11 protein-coding genes, 2 tRNA genes and 3 rRNA genes are annotated in these 15,547 nt (G+C 58.5%); 12 read left to right on the top strand and 4 right to left on the bottom strand.

Features of this window, described 5'->3' with window-relative positions; genetic code table 11:
* Nucleotides 1-331: 331 nt before the first annotated feature.
* Nucleotides 332-469 (bottom strand): hypothetical protein, encoded by a 138-nt coding sequence (locus BI344_RS24975; protein ID WP_206600432.1) that lies wholly within the window; start codon nucleotides 467-469, stop codon nucleotides 332-334.
* Between BI344_RS24975 and BI344_RS18825 the strand changes: the two genes are divergently transcribed.
* The 4 genes from BI344_RS18825 (at nucleotide 468) to BI344_RS18840 (ending at nucleotide 4,432) form a co-directional block, all read left to right on the top strand.
* The gene (locus tag BI344_RS18825) at nucleotides 468-1,553 is read left to right on the top strand and encodes an ABC transporter ATP-binding protein (protein WP_071114342.1); all 1,086 of its coding nucleotides are present in this window, start codon (nucleotides 468-470) and stop codon (nucleotides 1,551-1,553) included. The two genes, BI344_RS24975 and BI344_RS18825, sit on opposite strands and share 2 nt — an antisense overlap.
* 3 nt (nucleotides 1,554-1,556) lie before the next feature.
* Complete coding sequence (locus BI344_RS18830; protein ID WP_193431009.1) at nucleotides 1,557-2,450, top strand: ABC transporter permease; 894 nt, start codon at nucleotides 1,557-1,559, stop codon at nucleotides 2,448-2,450.
* The gene (locus tag BI344_RS18835; protein WP_071114343.1) at nucleotides 2,443-3,237 is read left to right on the top strand and encodes an ABC transporter permease; all 795 of its coding nucleotides are present in this window, start codon (nucleotides 2,443-2,445) and stop codon (nucleotides 3,235-3,237) included. The genes BI344_RS18830 and BI344_RS18835 overlap by 8 nt, the downstream gene beginning before the upstream one ends.
* Nucleotides 3,238-3,367: 130 nt before the next feature.
* A complete protein-coding gene (locus BI344_RS18840; protein WP_071114344.1) occupies nucleotides 3,368-4,432 on the top strand; it encodes an ABC transporter substrate-binding protein in 1,065 nt (354 codons plus the stop codon).
* A 73-nt stretch (nucleotides 4,433-4,505) separates the two neighbouring features.
* On the opposite strand, the gene BI344_RS18845 is transcribed toward BI344_RS18840, so the two are convergent.
* The gene (locus BI344_RS18845; protein WP_071114345.1) at nucleotides 4,506-5,141 is read right to left on the bottom strand and encodes a pyrimidine 5'-nucleotidase; all 636 of its coding nucleotides are present in this window, start codon (nucleotides 5,139-5,141) and stop codon (nucleotides 4,506-4,508) included.
* 410 nt (nucleotides 5,142-5,551) lie between these two features.
* Here BI344_RS18845 and BI344_RS18850 point away from each other — a divergent pair.
* The 5 genes from BI344_RS18850 (at nucleotide 5,552) to rrf (ending at nucleotide 10,730) form a co-directional block, all read left to right on the top strand.
* A 16S ribosomal RNA gene (locus tag BI344_RS18850) occupies nucleotides 5,552-7,087 on the top strand.
* A 90-nt stretch (nucleotides 7,088-7,177) separates the two neighbouring features.
* A tRNA-Ile gene (locus BI344_RS18855) sits at nucleotides 7,178-7,254 on the top strand.
* A gap of 3 nt (nucleotides 7,255-7,257) precedes the next feature.
* A tRNA-Ala gene (locus tag BI344_RS18860) sits at nucleotides 7,258-7,333 on the top strand.
* Between the two features lie 256 nt (nucleotides 7,334-7,589).
* A 23S ribosomal RNA gene (locus BI344_RS18865) occupies nucleotides 7,590-10,485 on the top strand.
* Nucleotides 10,486-10,615: 130 nt separating this feature from the next.
* Nucleotides 10,616-10,730: ribosomal RNA gene (rrf, locus tag BI344_RS18870) — 5S ribosomal RNA — on the top strand.
* Together the 16S, 23S and 5S rRNA genes with 2 tRNA genes alongside form the textbook arrangement of a ribosomal RNA operon.
* Nucleotides 10,731-10,867: 137 nt before the next feature.
* Here rrf and BI344_RS18875 read toward each other — a convergent pair.
* Both BI344_RS18875 and pdxR read right to left on the bottom strand, forming a co-directional pair.
* Nucleotides 10,868-11,350 (bottom strand): 2-thiouracil desulfurase family protein, encoded by a 483-nt coding sequence (locus BI344_RS18875; protein ID WP_071114346.1) that lies wholly within the window; start codon nucleotides 11,348-11,350, stop codon nucleotides 10,868-10,870.
* The gene (pdxR, locus tag BI344_RS18880; RefSeq protein ID WP_071114347.1) at nucleotides 11,347-12,795 is read right to left on the bottom strand and encodes a MocR-like pyridoxine biosynthesis transcription factor PdxR; all 1,449 of its coding nucleotides are present in this window, start codon (nucleotides 12,793-12,795) and stop codon (nucleotides 11,347-11,349) included. The genes BI344_RS18875 and pdxR overlap by 4 nt, the downstream gene beginning before the upstream one ends.
* A gap of 91 nt (nucleotides 12,796-12,886) precedes the next feature.
* Here pdxR and BI344_RS18885 point away from each other — a divergent pair, with 91 nt between their 5' ends.
* Genes BI344_RS18885 through BI344_RS18895 form a run of 3 tightly spaced genes read left to right on the top strand, consistent with a single transcriptional unit; the run spans nucleotide 12,887 to nucleotide 15,530 of the window.
* Nucleotides 12,887-13,279: a rhodanese-like domain-containing protein gene (locus BI344_RS18885; protein ID WP_071114348.1), complete on the top strand. Its 393-nt coding sequence runs from the start codon at nucleotides 12,887-12,889 to the stop codon at nucleotides 13,277-13,279.
* Entirely contained in the window at nucleotides 13,269-14,072 is an 804-nt protein-coding gene (locus tag BI344_RS18890) for a GNAT family N-acetyltransferase (RefSeq protein ID WP_071114349.1), read from the top strand. The genes BI344_RS18885 and BI344_RS18890 overlap by 11 nt, the downstream gene beginning before the upstream one ends.
* A 12-nt stretch (nucleotides 14,073-14,084) precedes the next feature.
* On the top strand, nucleotides 14,085-15,530 hold the full coding sequence (locus BI344_RS18895) for a hypothetical protein (protein ID WP_071114350.1): 1,446 nt from the start codon (nucleotides 14,085-14,087) through the stop codon (nucleotides 15,528-15,530).
* Nucleotides 15,531-15,547 lie beyond the last annotated feature (17 nt).

A 15,547-nucleotide genomic window follows, 5' to 3' on the forward strand; every position in this document is an offset into this window, starting at 1 on the left:
GCCGGATAGCCTATATCCATCCATCTGATGGCTTGGGCATGTTCAGGGCCATGACCGCGGCGGTTGATGGCGTCATAATGATTGACGGCGTGAATTTTCCATCGCGGCGGGTGTCGATCAGACACGGCGCGCGGGTTGCCGCCTGCGCAAAGCGCCGATATCGCGTCATGGATTGGCGCCAGCCGGCGGCGGGGACGAAGATTTGCTGGCCCGCGCGGCGGGCTTAGACAATCTTGTTGTCAAAATACATCATTTACAATAATGACAGTCCAGATATTTTTCGCGGCGCCGGCGCATGCCGGGGAGAGTTTTTTTCATTGAAAAGAGCAACTTATCCGGATGGCTTGCCATGTTGGCGAGGATAGGCGGAAAAATGCGCTGAGTTATTGAATTTACAAGGGATTTCAGCGGCCCCGAAAATTGATTTTTTGTTAAACTGGCGCCCTTTTTCGTGGTGGGGAAGATCCATGGCTCTCCTTGAAATCAAAAACGTGGTCAAACGCTTCGGCGACTACACGGCGGTCAACGATGTCAGCCTGTCGGTCGAGGCGGGCGAGTTCTTCACGCTGCTGGGCCCTTCGGGCTGCGGCAAGACCACCTTGCTGCGCATGCTGGCCGGTTTCGAGCAGCCGGATGCCGGGCAGATCCTGCTGGACGGCCAGGACATGTCCCAGGTTGCGCCGGAGAAGCGCCCGGTTCACACGGTGTTCCAAAGCTATGCGTTGTTCCCGCACATGACGGTGCGCGAGAACATCGCCTTCCCGCTGAAGATGGCCAAATGGGACAAGCGCAAGATCGAGGCCCAGGTGGATCAGTTGCTGGCCGACGTGCGCCTGACCCCGTTCGGCAGCCGCTACCCGCATGAAATGTCCGGCGGCCAGCGCCAGCGCGTGGCCATCGCCCGCGCGCTGGTGGACCGGCCGCGGCTGCTGCTGCTGGACGAACCGCTGTCGGCGCTGGACGCCAAGCTGCGCGAGGAGATGCAGATCGAGCTGATCAATCTGCAGAAGGAAGTGGGCATCACCTTCGTCTACGTCACCCACGACCAGGGCGAGGCGCTGGCCCTCAGCCATCGCATCGCGGTGATGAGCCACGGCCAGGTCGAGCAACTGGACGCGCCGGAGCAGTTGTACAGCTATCCGAAAAACCGTTTTGTCGCCGACTTCCTCGGCCAGTGCAATGTGCTGGAAGCCACCGTCAAATCGCTGGACGGCGACGCCATGACGCTGGACATCAAGGGTTGCGGCGAGGTGAGGTGCCTGGCGGTGGCCGGCGCCAAGCCGGGTCAGCAAGGCTGGCTGGCGCTGCGTCCGGAGAAGGTGAGGCTGGACAAGTCGCTGGCGGCCCAGGACGACGAAGCCCACCTGAAGGGCCGCGTGCACGATTGCCTGTATCTTGGCGACGTCACCCTCTATGTGGTGGAAGTGGCCGACGGCGTGCGTATCGAGGCGATGCAGGCAAACAACATTCCCGGCGTCGCAAAATTCTTCGACGACGGCGACAGCGTCGAAATCGCCTGGCGCTTCGACGCCGGCAGCTTCCTGACGGAGTAAGCGATGGCCATCCGTGATCGTTTCGGCAAGTGGGCGCTGTCCTGGCCCCCCTTGCTGTACCTGGTATTGTTCTTCCTGATCCCGTCGCTGATCATGCTGGTGGCGGCGTTTCGCCAGCCCGGCGACTACGGCGGCCTGGCGCCGCTGTTCACCATCGAGGACGGCCAGCGCGTCTGGCAACTGACGCTGGACAACTTCCACCGCCTGGTGGAGGAGCCGCTGTACATCGAGCTGTTCATCAAGTCGGCCGGCTACGCGCTGACCACCACGGTGGTCTGCCTGCTGATGGCTTACCCGCTGGCCTGGCTGATCGCCCGCTCCGGCAAGAAGTACCGCGACCTGCTGCTGCTGCTGGTGATCCTGCCGTTCTGGTCCAACTTCCTGATCCGCATTTACGCCTGGATGATCATCCTGGGTCCGCAGTCGGCGTTCACCAAGGCGCTGAATCTGGCGCTGACCACGCTGGGCTTCGAGCCGGTGCGGCTGTTGTTCACCTCGTTCGCGGTGATCGTCGGCCTGGTATACGTGCATCTGCCCTTCATGGTGCTGCCGCTGTACGCCAATCTGGAAAAGCACGACATGGCGCTGCTGGACGCCGCGCAGGACCTCGGCGCCAATGCCTGGCAGCGTTTCTGGCGCGTGACTTGGCCGCTGAGCCTGCCAGGCGTGTTCGCCGGCTCGGCGCTGGTGTTCATCCCGGCGCTGGGCATGTTCGCCATTCCGGACATCCTGGGCGGCACCGAATCCATCATGATAGGCAATCTGATCAAGCAGCAGATCCTGGATACCCGCGACTGGCCATTCGGCTCGGTGCTGTCCATCATGCTGACCGGCGGCGTATTGCTGATCGCCGTTCTGGGGGCTGTGGTAGCGAGAAAGGGGAAGGCGCGTGGCTAAGAAACAATCGAAGTGGCTGTGGGCTTCGGCCGGCCTGACCTATCTGTTCCTGTACCTGCCGCTGGTGATCGTGGTGCTGTACTCGTTCAACGATTCGCGCCTCAACGCCGAGTGGGTGGGCTTCACCCTCAAGTGGTACGACAAGCTGTTCCACAACGAGAAGATGCTGACCGCGGCCGGCAACTCGCTGCTGATCGGCATCGTCGCCAGCTTCTTCGCCACCATCCTGGGCACGCTGGCCGGCATCGCGCTGCACAAGTACAAGCTCAGGCTGCTGCCCTTCCTGGTGCTGACGCCCATCGCCATTCCGGAGCTGCTGATGGGGGTGTCGCTGGTGATCTTCTTCGTCATCGTCAATCAGCTGATCGGCATTCTGGAGCTGGGCTTCGTTACCATCCTGCTGTCGCACATCGCCTTCTGTATCGGCTTCGTCGCCATCGTGGTGCGGGCGCGGATGCAAGGCATGGACGACAGCCTGGTGGAAGCTGCGCGCGATCTGGGCGCCACGCCGTTCCAGGCCTTCCGCCTGATCACGCTGCCGGTGATCAAGCCCGGCATCATCGCCGGCGCACTGATGGCGTTCACGCTGTCGATCGACGACTTCGTGATCACCTTCTTCACCGCCGGCGCCGGCGCCAGCATGCTGCCGCTAGAGATCTACTCGATGATCAAGATAGCTGTCACGCCGGAAGTGAACGCGGTGTCCAGCTTGTTGATGCTGCTGACGCTGGCCTTGATCGTCATCGCGTCCAGGGTATCGCCCAGCGCGCTGCGCGCCAATGGTTGACACATCCGCGGCTGGCTGCCGCCTTGCGGCGGCTAGGATGTCCGCAGTCGCTTGGCCCGGGCAGTCCTGAGGGGGCGCTGCCCGGTTTCTCCCGTAGTACCACCATGCTGTGCAATACAAAGGAAGCAAAATGAAGAAGATCCTCGCGATGCTGGCACTGGCAGCCTCAACCCAGGCGTTTGCAGCGGATGAGCTGCATCTGTACAACTGGAACAACTATCTATCCGAAGCCGCAGCCAAAAACTTTGAAGCCTACTGCAAGTGCAAGCTGGTGCAGGACTACTACGGCGACAACGAGGAAATGCTGGCCAAACTGGCCGCCGGCGCCAAGGGCTACGACATGGTGGTACCCACCGGCTTCGCGGTGGACGCGCTGATCAAGCAGGGCAAGGCGCAGCCGCTGGACAAGGCGCAACTGCCCAATTTCAAGAACCTGAACCCGGGCTATCTGAACAGTTTCTTCGACAAGGGCAACAAGTACTCGGCGCCGTACGCCTTCACCACCACCCTGATCGGCTACAACGAAACCAAGCTGAAGCAGCTGGGCCTGGGCGACAAGGTCAATACCTGGGCGCTGATCTTCGATCCGGCGCTGCTCTCCAAGATCAAAGGCAAGATCACCGTGCTGGATTCGCAGCGCGAACTGGTGTCCGCCGCGCTGATGTACCTGGGCAAGCCGGCCAACTCCACCAATCCGGCCGACTGGAAAGCCGCCCGCGATGTGATTCTGAAGGCCAAGCCGTACTGGGCCGCCTTCAACAACCAGTCCTATATCAAGGAGCTGACCGTGGGCAATATCTATGTCGCCTTCGGCTATTCCAACGATATGTTCCAGGCCCAGCAGGACGCCAAGAAGGCCAAGCGCAACTTCGCGCTGAACTTCAGCCTGCAGAAGGAAGGCAACACCCTGTCGCTGGACAACTTCGTGGTATTGAAGGATGCGCCGCGCAAGGACCTGGCCTACAAGTTCATCAACTTCATGCTGGACGGCAAGAACGCGGCTGGCCTGACCAACGAGCTGGGCAATGGCAACCCCAACGCCGCTGCCGGCAAGTTCGTCAAGACCGAGCTGACCAAGATCCCGGCTATCTTCCCGACTGCCACCGACCTGCCGCGCCTGCAGCAGCTGCACGATCTGAACGCCAAGGACCGCCGCGAGTTGAACAAGGTGTGGTCCGAGATCAAGCTGAAGTAAGCCGCCATATCGAGTCAACAGCAAAGGCCGGGATTCCCGGCCTTTTTTGCGTCCGCATCTATATTATGTGATTTCAGCTCAGCTTCAGCCGCCGCAGATCCCGGATGCGTTCGATGCGGAAATCCACATACGCCGGCCGGCGCGTCTCCTTGCTCACCCACACGGTAGTCATGCCCAGCTCCTTGGCTGTGAGCAGATTGGGCAATGAGTCCTCCACCATGATGCAGTGCTCGGCGCGCAGGCCTTCGCGTGACAACACCATATGGAATGCGTCGACGTGCGGTTTGGGCACGTAGTTGAGGTTGTCGACGCCGTATACCGAGTCGAAGTGATGGCGGATGCTCATCCGGTGCAGAATGCCCTCCACATAATGATTGGGGCCGTTGGACAGGATGATCTTGCGGCCGGGCAGCGCCGACAGGCTGTCGGCCAGTTGATCTTCAAACTGCAGCCATTGCGCCAGCGCCTCCACCGGATGGGTCTCGGTCAGGAAGTGCTGCGGATCGATGCCGTGATGAGTGGAGAGTCCGTGCATGGTAGCGCCGTATTGCGCCCAGTAACGCGAGCGCAGCGCGCAGGCTTCCGCTTCGTCCACGCCGAGATGGCGCATCATGTATTCGCTCATCAGCTTGTTGATGTGCTCGAAGATGCCGCCGCTGGCATGGTGCAGGGTGTCGTCCAGGTCGAAAATCCAGGTCTTGTGGCTCACGGTAAGGCTTTTTTGCTGAAAAGATGGGGTCGTCGATTATCCATTTCCTGTGCGAAACAGGCCAGAAAAAGCGCGGCAGGGTGGTTGCGCCGATGTTGGCGTGCAGACGTTCCCTTTTTTATCAATGTGTTGCAGGCGTCCTGTGAAAATCTTGCAGATTTTTTTCCGGAAGGTGTTGACGAGGGTGGGACGCGGCGGTATAGTTCGCCTCCTCAGCTGACGCAGCGAACGAAACAAGCCGAACAAAACAGGTTCCGGCGGTGTTCGAAGCGGCCGGCACTGCTCTTTAACAGAACGAATAACCGATAGGTGTAAGTGCTTGGCGAAAGCCAAAAACTTGCACTGCAAGAGACAAGAAATACTTGTTTTATTTCTTTGAACTTGCGTGCCAGAAAATTTGCTATGAGATTGAACTGAAGAGTTTGATCCTGGCTCAGATTGAACGCTGGCGGCATGCTTTACACATGCAAGTCGAACGGTAACAGGGAGCTTGCTCCGCTGACGAGTGGCGAACGGGTGAGTAACGCATCGGAATGTACCGTGTAATGGGGGATAGCTCGGCGAAAGCCGGATTAATACCGCATACGCCCTGAGGGGGAAAGTGGGGGACCGTAAGGCCTCACGTTATACGAGCAGCCGATGTCTGATTAGCTAGTTGGTGAGGTAAGAGCTCACCAAGGCGACGATCAGTAGCGGGTCTGAGAGGATGATCCGCCACACTGGGACTGAGACACGGCCCAGACTCCTACGGGAGGCAGCAGTGGGGAATTTTGGACAATGGGCGCAAGCCTGATCCAGCCATGCCGCGTGTCTGAAGAAGGCCTTCGGGTTGTAAAGGACTTTTGTTCGGGAGGAAATTCCGCTGGTTAATACCTGGCGGGGATGACAGTACCGGAAGAATAAGCACCGGCTAACTACGTGCCAGCAGCCGCGGTAATACGTAGGGTGCAAGCGTTAATCGGAATTACTGGGCGTAAAGCGTGCGCAGGCGGTTTTGCAAGTCTGATGTGAAAGCCCCGGGCTCAACCTGGGAACGGCATTGGAGACTGCAAGACTAGAGTGCGTCAGAGGGGGGTAGAATTCCGCGTGTAGCAGTGAAATGCGTAGAGATGCGGAGGAATACCGATGGCGAAGGCAGCCCCCTGGGATGACACTGACGCTCATGCACGAAAGCGTGGGGAGCAAACAGGATTAGATACCCTGGTAGTCCACGCCCTAAACGATGTCAATTAGCTGTTGGGGGTTTGAATCCTTGGTAGCGTAGCTAACGCGTGAAATTGACCGCCTGGGGAGTACGGCCGCAAGGTTAAAACTCAAAGGAATTGACGGGGACCCGCACAAGCGGTGGATGATGTGGATTAATTCGATGCAACGCGAAAAACCTTACCTGCTCTTGACATGTACGGAACTTGCCAGAGATGGCTTGGTGCCCGAAAGGGAGCCGTAACACAGGTGCTGCATGGCTGTCGTCAGCTCGTGTCGTGAGATGTTGGGTTAAGTCCCGCAACGAGCGCAACCCTTGTCATTAGTTGCCATCATTAAGTTGGGCACTCTAATGAGACTGCCGGTGACAAACCGGAGGAAGGTGGGGATGACGTCAAGTCCTCATGGCCCTTATGAGCAGGGCTTCACACGTCATACAATGGTCGGTACAGAGGGTCGCTAAGCCGCGAGGTGGTGCCAATCTCATAAAACCGATCGTAGTCCGGATCGCACTCTGCAACTCGAGTGCGTGAAGTCGGAATCGCTAGTAATCGCAGATCAGCATGCTGCGGTGAATACGTTCCCGGGTCTTGTACACACCGCCCGTCACACCATGGGAGTGAGTTTCACCAGAAGTGGGTAGGCTAACCGCAAGGAGGCCGCTTACCACGGTGGGATTCATGACTGGGGTGAAGTCGTAACAAGGTAGCCGTAGGGGAACCTGCGGCTGGATCACCTCCTTTCTAGAGAAGGCGATCGTCAAGTACTTACAGCCTATCGGTTATTCTGTTAAGGGCAGCCAGCTCCTTGTGGGGCTGGCGTAGAAGTTTACTGGGTTTGTAGCTCAGCTGGTTAGAGCACTGTGTTGATAACGCAGGGGTCGTAGGTTCGAGTCCTACCAGACCCACCAGTTGGGGGATTAGCTCAGTTGGGAGAGCACCTGCTTTGCAAGCAGGGGGTCGTCGGTTCGATCCCGTCATCCTCCACCACAACTCAAACACAAGCGAACTCGGAAGAGTTTGGTTCTGTTTGCGTTGTAATTTTAACGCCCGATCTTTAACAAACTGAAGAAGCCGAATATATAAGACGGCGAAATGAAAGCGTAGAGTTAATTCTGTACGCGGACAAATCGTCATCTTGGGTATTTGATTGTATCTAAGGCTGCGTCGCCATATCAAAAGGGGCGGTGCAGTCGTCGCGCAAACACGCTCTGTCATGAAGTGACGTAGGTTACTGAAATGATAGGGTCAAGCGACTAAGTGCATCTGGTGGATGCCTTGGCGATCACAGGCGATGAAGGACGTGTAAGCCTGCGAAAAGCGCGGGGGAGCTGGCAATAGAGCTTTGATCCCGCGATATCCGAATGGGGAAACCCGGCCCTTAGGGGTCATCCCAGACTGAATACATAGGTCTGAGGAAGCGAACTCAGCGAACTGAAACATCTAAGTAGCTGAAGGAAAAGAAATCAACCGAGATTCCGTAAGTAGTGGCGAGCGAACGCGGAACAGCCTGTATGTGATAGAGATTGAGTTAGTGGAAGGTTCATGGAAAGGACCGCCGTAGTGGGTGATAGCCCCGTACACGAAAACGCATTCTTGGTACTAAGCATACGAAAAGTAGGGCGGGACACGCGAAATCCTGTTTGAAGATGGGGGGACCATCCTCCAAGGCTAAATACTCGTGATCGACCGATAGTGAACCAGTACCGTGAGGGAAAGGCGAAAAGAACCCCGGGAGGGGAGTGAAATAGAACCTGAAACCGGATGCATACAAACAGTGGGAGCGGACTTGTTCCGTGACTGCGTACCTTTTGTATAATGGGTCAGCGACTTACATTCAGTGGCAAGCTTAACCGAATAGGGGAGGCGTAGGGAAACCGAGTCCGAATAGGGCGAATCAGTCGCTGGGTGTAGACCCGAAACCGAGTGATCTATCCATGGCCAGGATGAAGGTGCGGTAACACGCACTGGAGGTCCGAACCCACTAGTGTTGCAAAACTAGGGGATGAGCTGTGGATAGGGGTGAAAGGCTAAACAAACTCGGAGATAGCTGGTTCTCCCCGAAAACTATTTAGGTAGTGCCTCATGTATCACTTCCGGGGGTAAAGCACTGTTATGGCTAGGGGGTCATTGCGATTTACCAAACCATGGCAAACTCTGAATACCGGAAAGTGCCAGCATGGGAGACAGACAGTGGGTGCTAACGTCCATTGTCAAGAGGGAAACAACCCAGACCGCCAGCTAAGGTCCCAAATGATCAGTTAAGTGGTAAACGAAGTGGGAAGGCATAGACAGCCAGGATGTTGGCTTAGAAGCAGCCATCATTTAAAGAAAGCGTAATAGCTCACTGGTCGAGTCGTCCTGCGCGGAAGATGTAACGGGGCTCAAACTGATAACCGAAGCTGCGGATGGGCACAGTCAAATGTGTCCGTGGTAGGGGAGCGTTCTGTAGGTCTGTGAAGGTGTGTCGAGAGGCATGCTGGAGATATCAGAAGTGCGAATGCTGACATGAGTAGCGATAAAGCGGGTGAAAAGCCCGCTCGCCGAAAGCCCAAGGTTTCCTACGCAACGTTCATCGGCGTAGGGTGAGTCGGCCCCTAAGGCGAGGCTGAAAAGCGTAGTCGATGGGAAACGGGTTAAAATTCCCGTACTTTTGTGTAGTGCGATGTGGGGACGGAGAAGGTTAGGTCAGCAGACTGTTGGAATAGTCTGTTCAAGCCGGTAGGTGTGAAGAGTAGGCAAATCCGCTCTTCTTTAACACCGAGACGTGATAACGAGGGTCTACGGACCTGAAGTGACTGATACCACGCTTCCAGGAAAAGCCACTAAGCTTCAGCTACACAAGAACCGTACCGCAAACCGACACAGGTGGGCAGGATGAGAATTCTAAGGCGCTTGAGAGAACTCAGGAGAAGGAACTCGGCAAATTGATACCGTAACTTCGGGAGAAGGTATGCCTGTTGTGGTGTAAGACTTCGCGTCTGAAGCTATGACAGGTCGCAGAGAATCGGTGGCTGCGACTGTTTAACAAAAACACAGCACTGTGCCAACACGAAAGTGGACGTATACGGTGTGACGCCTGCCCGGTGCCGGAAGGTTAAGTGATGGGGTGCAAGCTCTTGATCGAAGCCCCGGTAAACGGCGGCCGTAACTATAACGGTCCTAAGGTAGCGAAATTCCTTGTCGGGTAAGTTCCGACCCGCACGAATGGCGTAACGATGGCCACACTGTCTCCTCCTGAGACTCAGCGAAGTTGAAGTGTTTGTGAAGATGCAATCTACCCGCTGCTAGACGGAAAGACCCCGTGAACCTTTACTGTAGCTTTGCATTGGACTTTGAAGTGGTTTGTGTAGGATAGGTGGGAGGCTATGAAGCCTGGACGCTAGTTCAGGTGGAGCCAACCTTGAAATACCACCCTGACCCCTTTGAGGTTCTAACCTTGGTCCGTGATCCGGATTGGGGACAGTGCATGGTAGGCAGTTTGACTGGGGCGGTCTCCTCCCAAAGTGTAACGGAGGAGTTCGAAGGTTACCTAGGTACGGTCGGAAATCGTGCTGATAGTGCAATGGCAAAAGGTAGCTTAACTGCGAGACCGACAAGTCGAGCAGGTGCGAAAGCAGGACATAGTGATCCGGTGGTTCTGTATGGAAGGGCCATCGCTCAACGGATAAAAGGTACTCCGGGGATAACAGGCTGATACCGCCCAAGAGTTCACATCGACGGCGGTGTTTGGCACCTCGATGTCGGCTCATCACATCCTGGGGCTGTAGCCGGTCCCAAGGGTATGGCTGTTCGCCATTTAAAGTGGTACGTGAGCTGGGTTCAAAACGTCGTGAGACAGTTTGGTCCCTATCTGCAGTGGGCGTTGGAAGTTTGACGGGGGCTGCTCCTAGTACGAGAGGACCGGAGTGGACGAACCTCTGGTGTACCGGTTGTCACGCCAGTGGCATCGCCGGGTAGCTAAGTTCGGAAGAGATAACCGCTGAAAGCATCTAAGCGGGAAACTCGCCTGAAGATGAGACTTCCCTGGAGGCTAGACCTCCCTGAAGAGTCGTTCGAGACCAGGACGTTGATAGGTCGGGTGTGGAAGCGCTGTGAGGCGTGAAGCTAACCGATACTAATTGCTCGTGAGGCTTGATCCTATCATTTGAGTGGCTTGGGAAACTGAGTGACGAAGATGGAGTGTGAGTGCGACACAATTGAGTACCCGAAAAAATATTCAGAACGCGTTGAGAGACGAGTTCAGGCTTCTTGAGTTTGTACCAGTTTATGTCTGGTGGCCATAGCGAGGTGGTCCCACGCCTTCCCATCCCGAACAGGACCGTGAAACGCCTTAGCGCCGATGATAGTGTGGCATTCGCCATGTGAAAGTAGGACACCGCCAGACGCCCGATAGCGGAACCCCAGCTCAATGAGCTGGGGTTTTTGCGTTTGGCGCGCCGGATGAGTTTGTTGAAACCCCATGGACCGATTCCATGGGGTTTTTGCTGTTGCTGCGCTCAGCGAATCATCAAGGTGCCGTGGTCAGGTCTGCCGCAATAACTGCTGAATTTCATATTCGTTCCAGACCATGATGCCATCCAAGTCCAGCAGGCTGGCGGTTACGCCCTTGCCATCTTTCAACGTGGCGGAAAATTCGCCGTCGTAAATCCGCCGGTTGCCGCAGGAGGGGCTGTTGGCCTTCAGCAGCGCTGCATGGCAGCCATGCTGGCGGGCGATGTCCAGCGCCATTTTCGCTCCCGCAACAAAGGCCTGGCTGACATCCAGGCCTTGCGCGGTCTTGACCTGGGCTTGTCGGCGCAACACCGCTGCACCATTGTCGCCGACGATTTCGGCCGCCGGCCGCGGGGTGGGCAGGCCGCCCAAGCACTCAGGGCAGGCCGGGATCAAGTCGAACTGTTGGCGCAATAAGCGCCAGTCCTGCTCTGGCATGGGTTTGGACTGGGCATCGTAACGCACGGGTTGCCCCAGCAGGCAGGCGCTGACTAGTAGAGTCGGCTTGTTCATTTCAGGCGGGCTCCCAGTAGTCTTGCGAGTTGTTGGACTGAGGGCAGGATAGTCTGATCTGCAATTCCCGCATAGCCCAGCACCAATCCGCTGCTGGTGGGGGGATTCAGGAAGTGGCGCGCCAGCGGCCGCAGCCACAGCCCTTGTTGTGCGGCGGCCTGTTGCAACTCCCATTCGTCAAAGCCATTCGGCAGTGTCGCCAGCAGATGCATGCCGGCTTGGCCGCCGGCTATCGGCAGTGCATCGCCCAAATATTGCTTCAATGCGTGGCGCAGCAATTGCTGCCGGCGCAAATAGAGCGCGCGCATATTGCGGATATGGCGCGCGAAGTAGCCCCGCTCGATAAAGTCGGCGACCGCAGCCTGCTGCAGATAAGAGGTTTCACCCAGCAGCCTGGCCTGGCAGCGGCGGAAAGGGTCCACCAGTTCCGGCGGCAACACCAGATAGGCCAGCCGCATCGCCGGAAACATCACTTTGCTGAAGGTGCCTAGGTAGATGACGCGATTGTCCTGATCCAGCCCCTGCAAAGCCGCCAGCGGATTGGCGCTATAGCAGAATTCGCTATCGTAGTCGTCTTCTATTATCCAGCTGTCGTGCTGCCTGGCGCTTGCCAGCAATTGCAGGCGCCGTTCCAGGCTCATGACGGCTCCGGTGGGGTATTGATGCGATGGGGTGACATAGATCAGGCGCGGAGCCGGCGCTTGCGGATCGATCTGCAAGCCATGCCTATCGACGCCAACCGGATGACAGAGCAGGCCGCCGGCCCGCATTGCCGCCTGGGCGCCGCTATAGCCGGGCTCCTCCAGCCAGGCAATCTCGCCGGGCTCTGCCAGCAATTGGGCCAACAGCCCCAGCGCGCTTTGTGCCCCCGAGGCGATGACTAGCTGTTCCGGGCTGCAACGCACAGAGCGTGTCAGGTAGAGATACTGGCTTAGAATGGCTCGCAGCTCGGGCAGCCCGCCGCCATGCTGGTAATGCAGCCACTCCAGCGGCGATTGGCGCTGCTGTCTTGTCAGACATTGCTGCCATTGGCGATACGGAAATTGTTCCAGCTCTGGCAGCCCAGGCACAAAAGCGCCCAGCTTGCCGGTGGGAAGCCGGCTGTACTCCACCAGATGTTGGCCGCGGGCGGAAAGCTGACGCGGCCGGGGGATGCTGACCGCCGGCGGCTTGGCGAGGAAGGCGTCGCAGACATAGGTGCCGGAGCCATGCCGGCTTTCCAAATAGCCTTCCGCGATCAACTGATCATAGGCCGCCAGCACGGTATTGCGGCCTAATGACAATGCTTTGCCCAGTGCGCGGCTGGCGGGCAGCGAGCTGTTGCCGGGCAGTCGCCCGGTGCGTATCAGCTCCTGCAATTGCCGATATAGCTGGCGCGACAGATTGTCCGGCTGGTTTCTTTTCAGGCGCGGCCTGAGGTAATCGCAGATCCAGTCGTTGTTCAAAGTGGTTCCATTCAGAACGCCAAGGTGGTGCTGTCTGCAAGATGACTTTGGTCATAGGATAGCAGCACTCCCAATAAGCAAAGGAAACGCCGTGATCAGCCAGCAAGAGTTTTACGCCGCCAAGCTGACGTATGAAATCGATGCCGCCGATATCGCTTTGGCGCTGTCGCAAGGCGACGCCTCCATCTTGCTGGTGGATGCGCGCAGCGCGGAAGCCTTTGCCGATGAAAGCATCCCGGGAGCAATCAATCGGCCGCACCGGCTGATGACGGCGGAGAGCTGCGCGGATTTGCCGCGCGATGTGACGCTGGTGGCCTTCTGCGATGGAATCGGCTGCAATGCCTCCACCAAGGGCGCGTTGAGGCTGTCGCAGCTTGGTTTCACGGTGAAGGAGTTGCAGGGTGGACTGGATTGGTGGAAGCGCGATGGCTACGCCACCACCCGCGGGGCAGGCTGCGGCAAGGAGATGTGCGATGTTTGCTGATTGGCAGCAGCTGGTGCAGCCAGCGGAGATAAACGCCTTGGGGCAAGCGGCCGGTTCCCCGGTGCCTGATTGGAGCGGCGCGCGGCATCCGCCGCACAAAATCTTGGCGGGGCAATACTGTCGGGTGGAGCCGCTGGATGTGGCGAGGCACGGCGGACAGCTATTCGACGCCCTGCATCAGATGCCCGGCGGCGCCAACTGGACTTATCTCAGCCATGGTCCCTTCCCGACGCTTGAGAGCTGGGAGGACTGGATGGGCGAACATATTGCGCAGGATGATCCGCAATTCTACGCCATCGTCGATCAGACGGATGGCGTCGCGATCGGGCTGGCCAGCTATCTGCGGATCGCGCCGGCGGATGGCAGCATCGAAGTGGGTTTCCTGAATTTCTCGCCGCGCTTGCAACGCAGCCGCCTGGCGACCGAGGCGATGTACCTGATGATGCGCGAAGCGTTTGCGCTGGGCTACCGTCGCTATGAATGGAAGTGCGATGCGCAGAACTCGCCGTCGGTAAAGGCGGCGTTGCGGCTGGGATTCACTTTCGAGGGCCTGTTCCGCCAGGCGCGCACCAACAAGGGCCGCAACCGCGACACTGCCTGGTTTTCCATCCTGGATCACGAATGGCCGGCGCGGCGGGCGGCGCTGGAGAGCTGGCTGGACGAGCAAAACTTCGATGGCGAAGGGCGGCAGCGTTGCAGTCTGGCGCAGATTGTTGCAATGCGGGGCCGAAATCGCGCAGCGGACTTCATGCCAGCTGTTGGCGGCGCTACAATGGATGCCTGTAACCGTTGATAGTGTCGCCTAATGAAATCTCTGCCGCGTAATGCCCGTATCCGGGGTGAGCCTTTCCTGCCCAACCGTTTCATCTTCGGCGATGCCGTCGATGAGCAGGGGCTGGAGGGTGCCGAGTACCTGGTGCATACCGAGTCCCCCGCCTTCATCTGCAGGCTGGTGGGCAATGACGATACCGACTTTCCGGGCCGCGAGCGCGATGGCCTGGCGAGCGCGGTATTGTTCGATGAGTCGGAGAATTTGACCGTCTATCTCTGCAATCTGCGTTTGCGCCTGTTCGACTTCAATTTTTACGGCGAAATCGAGCCCAGCGTCGGCGAATTGCAGGAAATCTGCGATGAGGCGATGAGGACTTACCAGAGGCTGCACAAGGCTTATGCCGAGCGCGATGCAGCCGGTCCGGAACCGCGCGAAATGCGCACCGGTCCGACCAAGCCCCTGCCGCCGGCCGAGCGCCAGCAGGCGATCGGACAATTGGTGGACAAAGCCCGCCTGGCGGTCGGCAAGCCGATGGAGGGAATGCAACTGGCGGCGGCGGTGCAAATGGCGCTGATGGCTGGCGATCAGGCGGTATTCACCGAGGCGCAGCTGGCCCTGCAGGCGGAGCCGGCTGCGCGTCAACTGCTGGTGAACAGCGCGCGCGACGCGGTGGCCTTCCCCGAAGTGATCCGCAAGGACGGCACCGTGGTGTCGTTCGAATTGTGGGCGCTGCCTTTTGCCTTTTCCCGCAGCCAGGGTGGCGTCTGGTGGCACTTCCCGCGCCTGGAGCAACTGGAAGTGGCGTTGGCGGACGCACTGGAGGTACCGGAGAAGTCCATTCTATGGATTTCCCCCACGTTGTTCACCGTGGACATGCTCAATGAGCGCGCCTGCCAGGATATGGTCCAGCTGGCGCCCATCATGGATGCCGGCTGCGATTTCGCGCCCTTGAGTCCGGAAGCTTCGCGCGCCACTTACGACGCCGCGCGCAAGACCAACGATTCGCAATTGGTGATGGCCTGGATTCCTTTCCTGGTGGAGCGCGGCGCCTTGCCTATGGACAAGGCGCGCCGGCTGGCGCGCAAGGCGCTGGACGCCTCGATGCCGCTGGTGCAGCAGGCGATTGCGGCTGAGATGGAGTACGGCGAGGCCGAACTGTTCGCGCCTCTGCCCTGGTGGGATGCTTTATCCAGCGGCATGCACGCCTGGAACCGCAAGCGCCTGGGCGTATCGGCGGCGCTGCTGGCCGCCAGCCAGGGCGGGATAGACAAGTTGGAGGCGGTGGCCGAGTATCAGCCGGAAATCCAGGGCTATGAAGTCTCGCTGCGAGTGAAGGGCAATGACGAGATCGCGGCGCGGGTGCCCTGGTTGCTGGTGCCGGACGTGGCGCCGGATCGGGAGGCCAGCTGGCGCGATCTGTCGGACTGCCTGCGCGAGGCTGGGGTGCCGTTGTCGCAGAGCGTGGCGCGCTTGCACTAGTTGCTTGTGCGGAGATG

It is taken from the genome of Chromobacterium sphagni (assembly GCF_001855555.1).
In the GTDB taxonomy this organism is placed as follows: Bacteria; Pseudomonadota; Gammaproteobacteria; order Burkholderiales; family Chromobacteriaceae; genus Chromobacterium; species Chromobacterium sphagni.

Excerpts from the sequence above, each read along its gene's own strand:
- BI344_RS18890 (WP_071114349.1), top strand. The coding sequence starts at position 13,269 with ATGTTTGCTGATTGGCAGCAGCTGGTGCAGCCAGCGGAGATAAACGCC.
- BI344_RS24975 (WP_206600432.1), bottom strand. The coding sequence starts at position 469 with ATGGATCTTCCCCACCACGAAAAAGGGCGCCAGTTTAACAAAAAATCA.
- BI344_RS18825 (WP_071114342.1), top strand. The coding sequence starts at position 468 with ATGGCTCTCCTTGAAATCAAAAACGTGGTCAAACGCTTCGGCGACTAC.
- BI344_RS18830 (WP_193431009.1), top strand. The coding sequence starts at position 1,557 with ATGGCCATCCGTGATCGTTTCGGCAAGTGGGCGCTGTCCTGGCCCCCC.
- BI344_RS18875 (WP_071114346.1), bottom strand. The coding sequence starts at position 11,350 with ATGAACAAGCCGACTCTACTAGTCAGCGCCTGCCTGCTGGGGCAACCC.
- BI344_RS18895 (WP_071114350.1), top strand. The coding sequence starts at position 14,085 with ATGAAATCTCTGCCGCGTAATGCCCGTATCCGGGGTGAGCCTTTCCTG.
- BI344_RS18840 (WP_071114344.1), top strand. The coding sequence starts at position 3,368 with ATGAAGAAGATCCTCGCGATGCTGGCACTGGCAGCCTCAACCCAGGCG.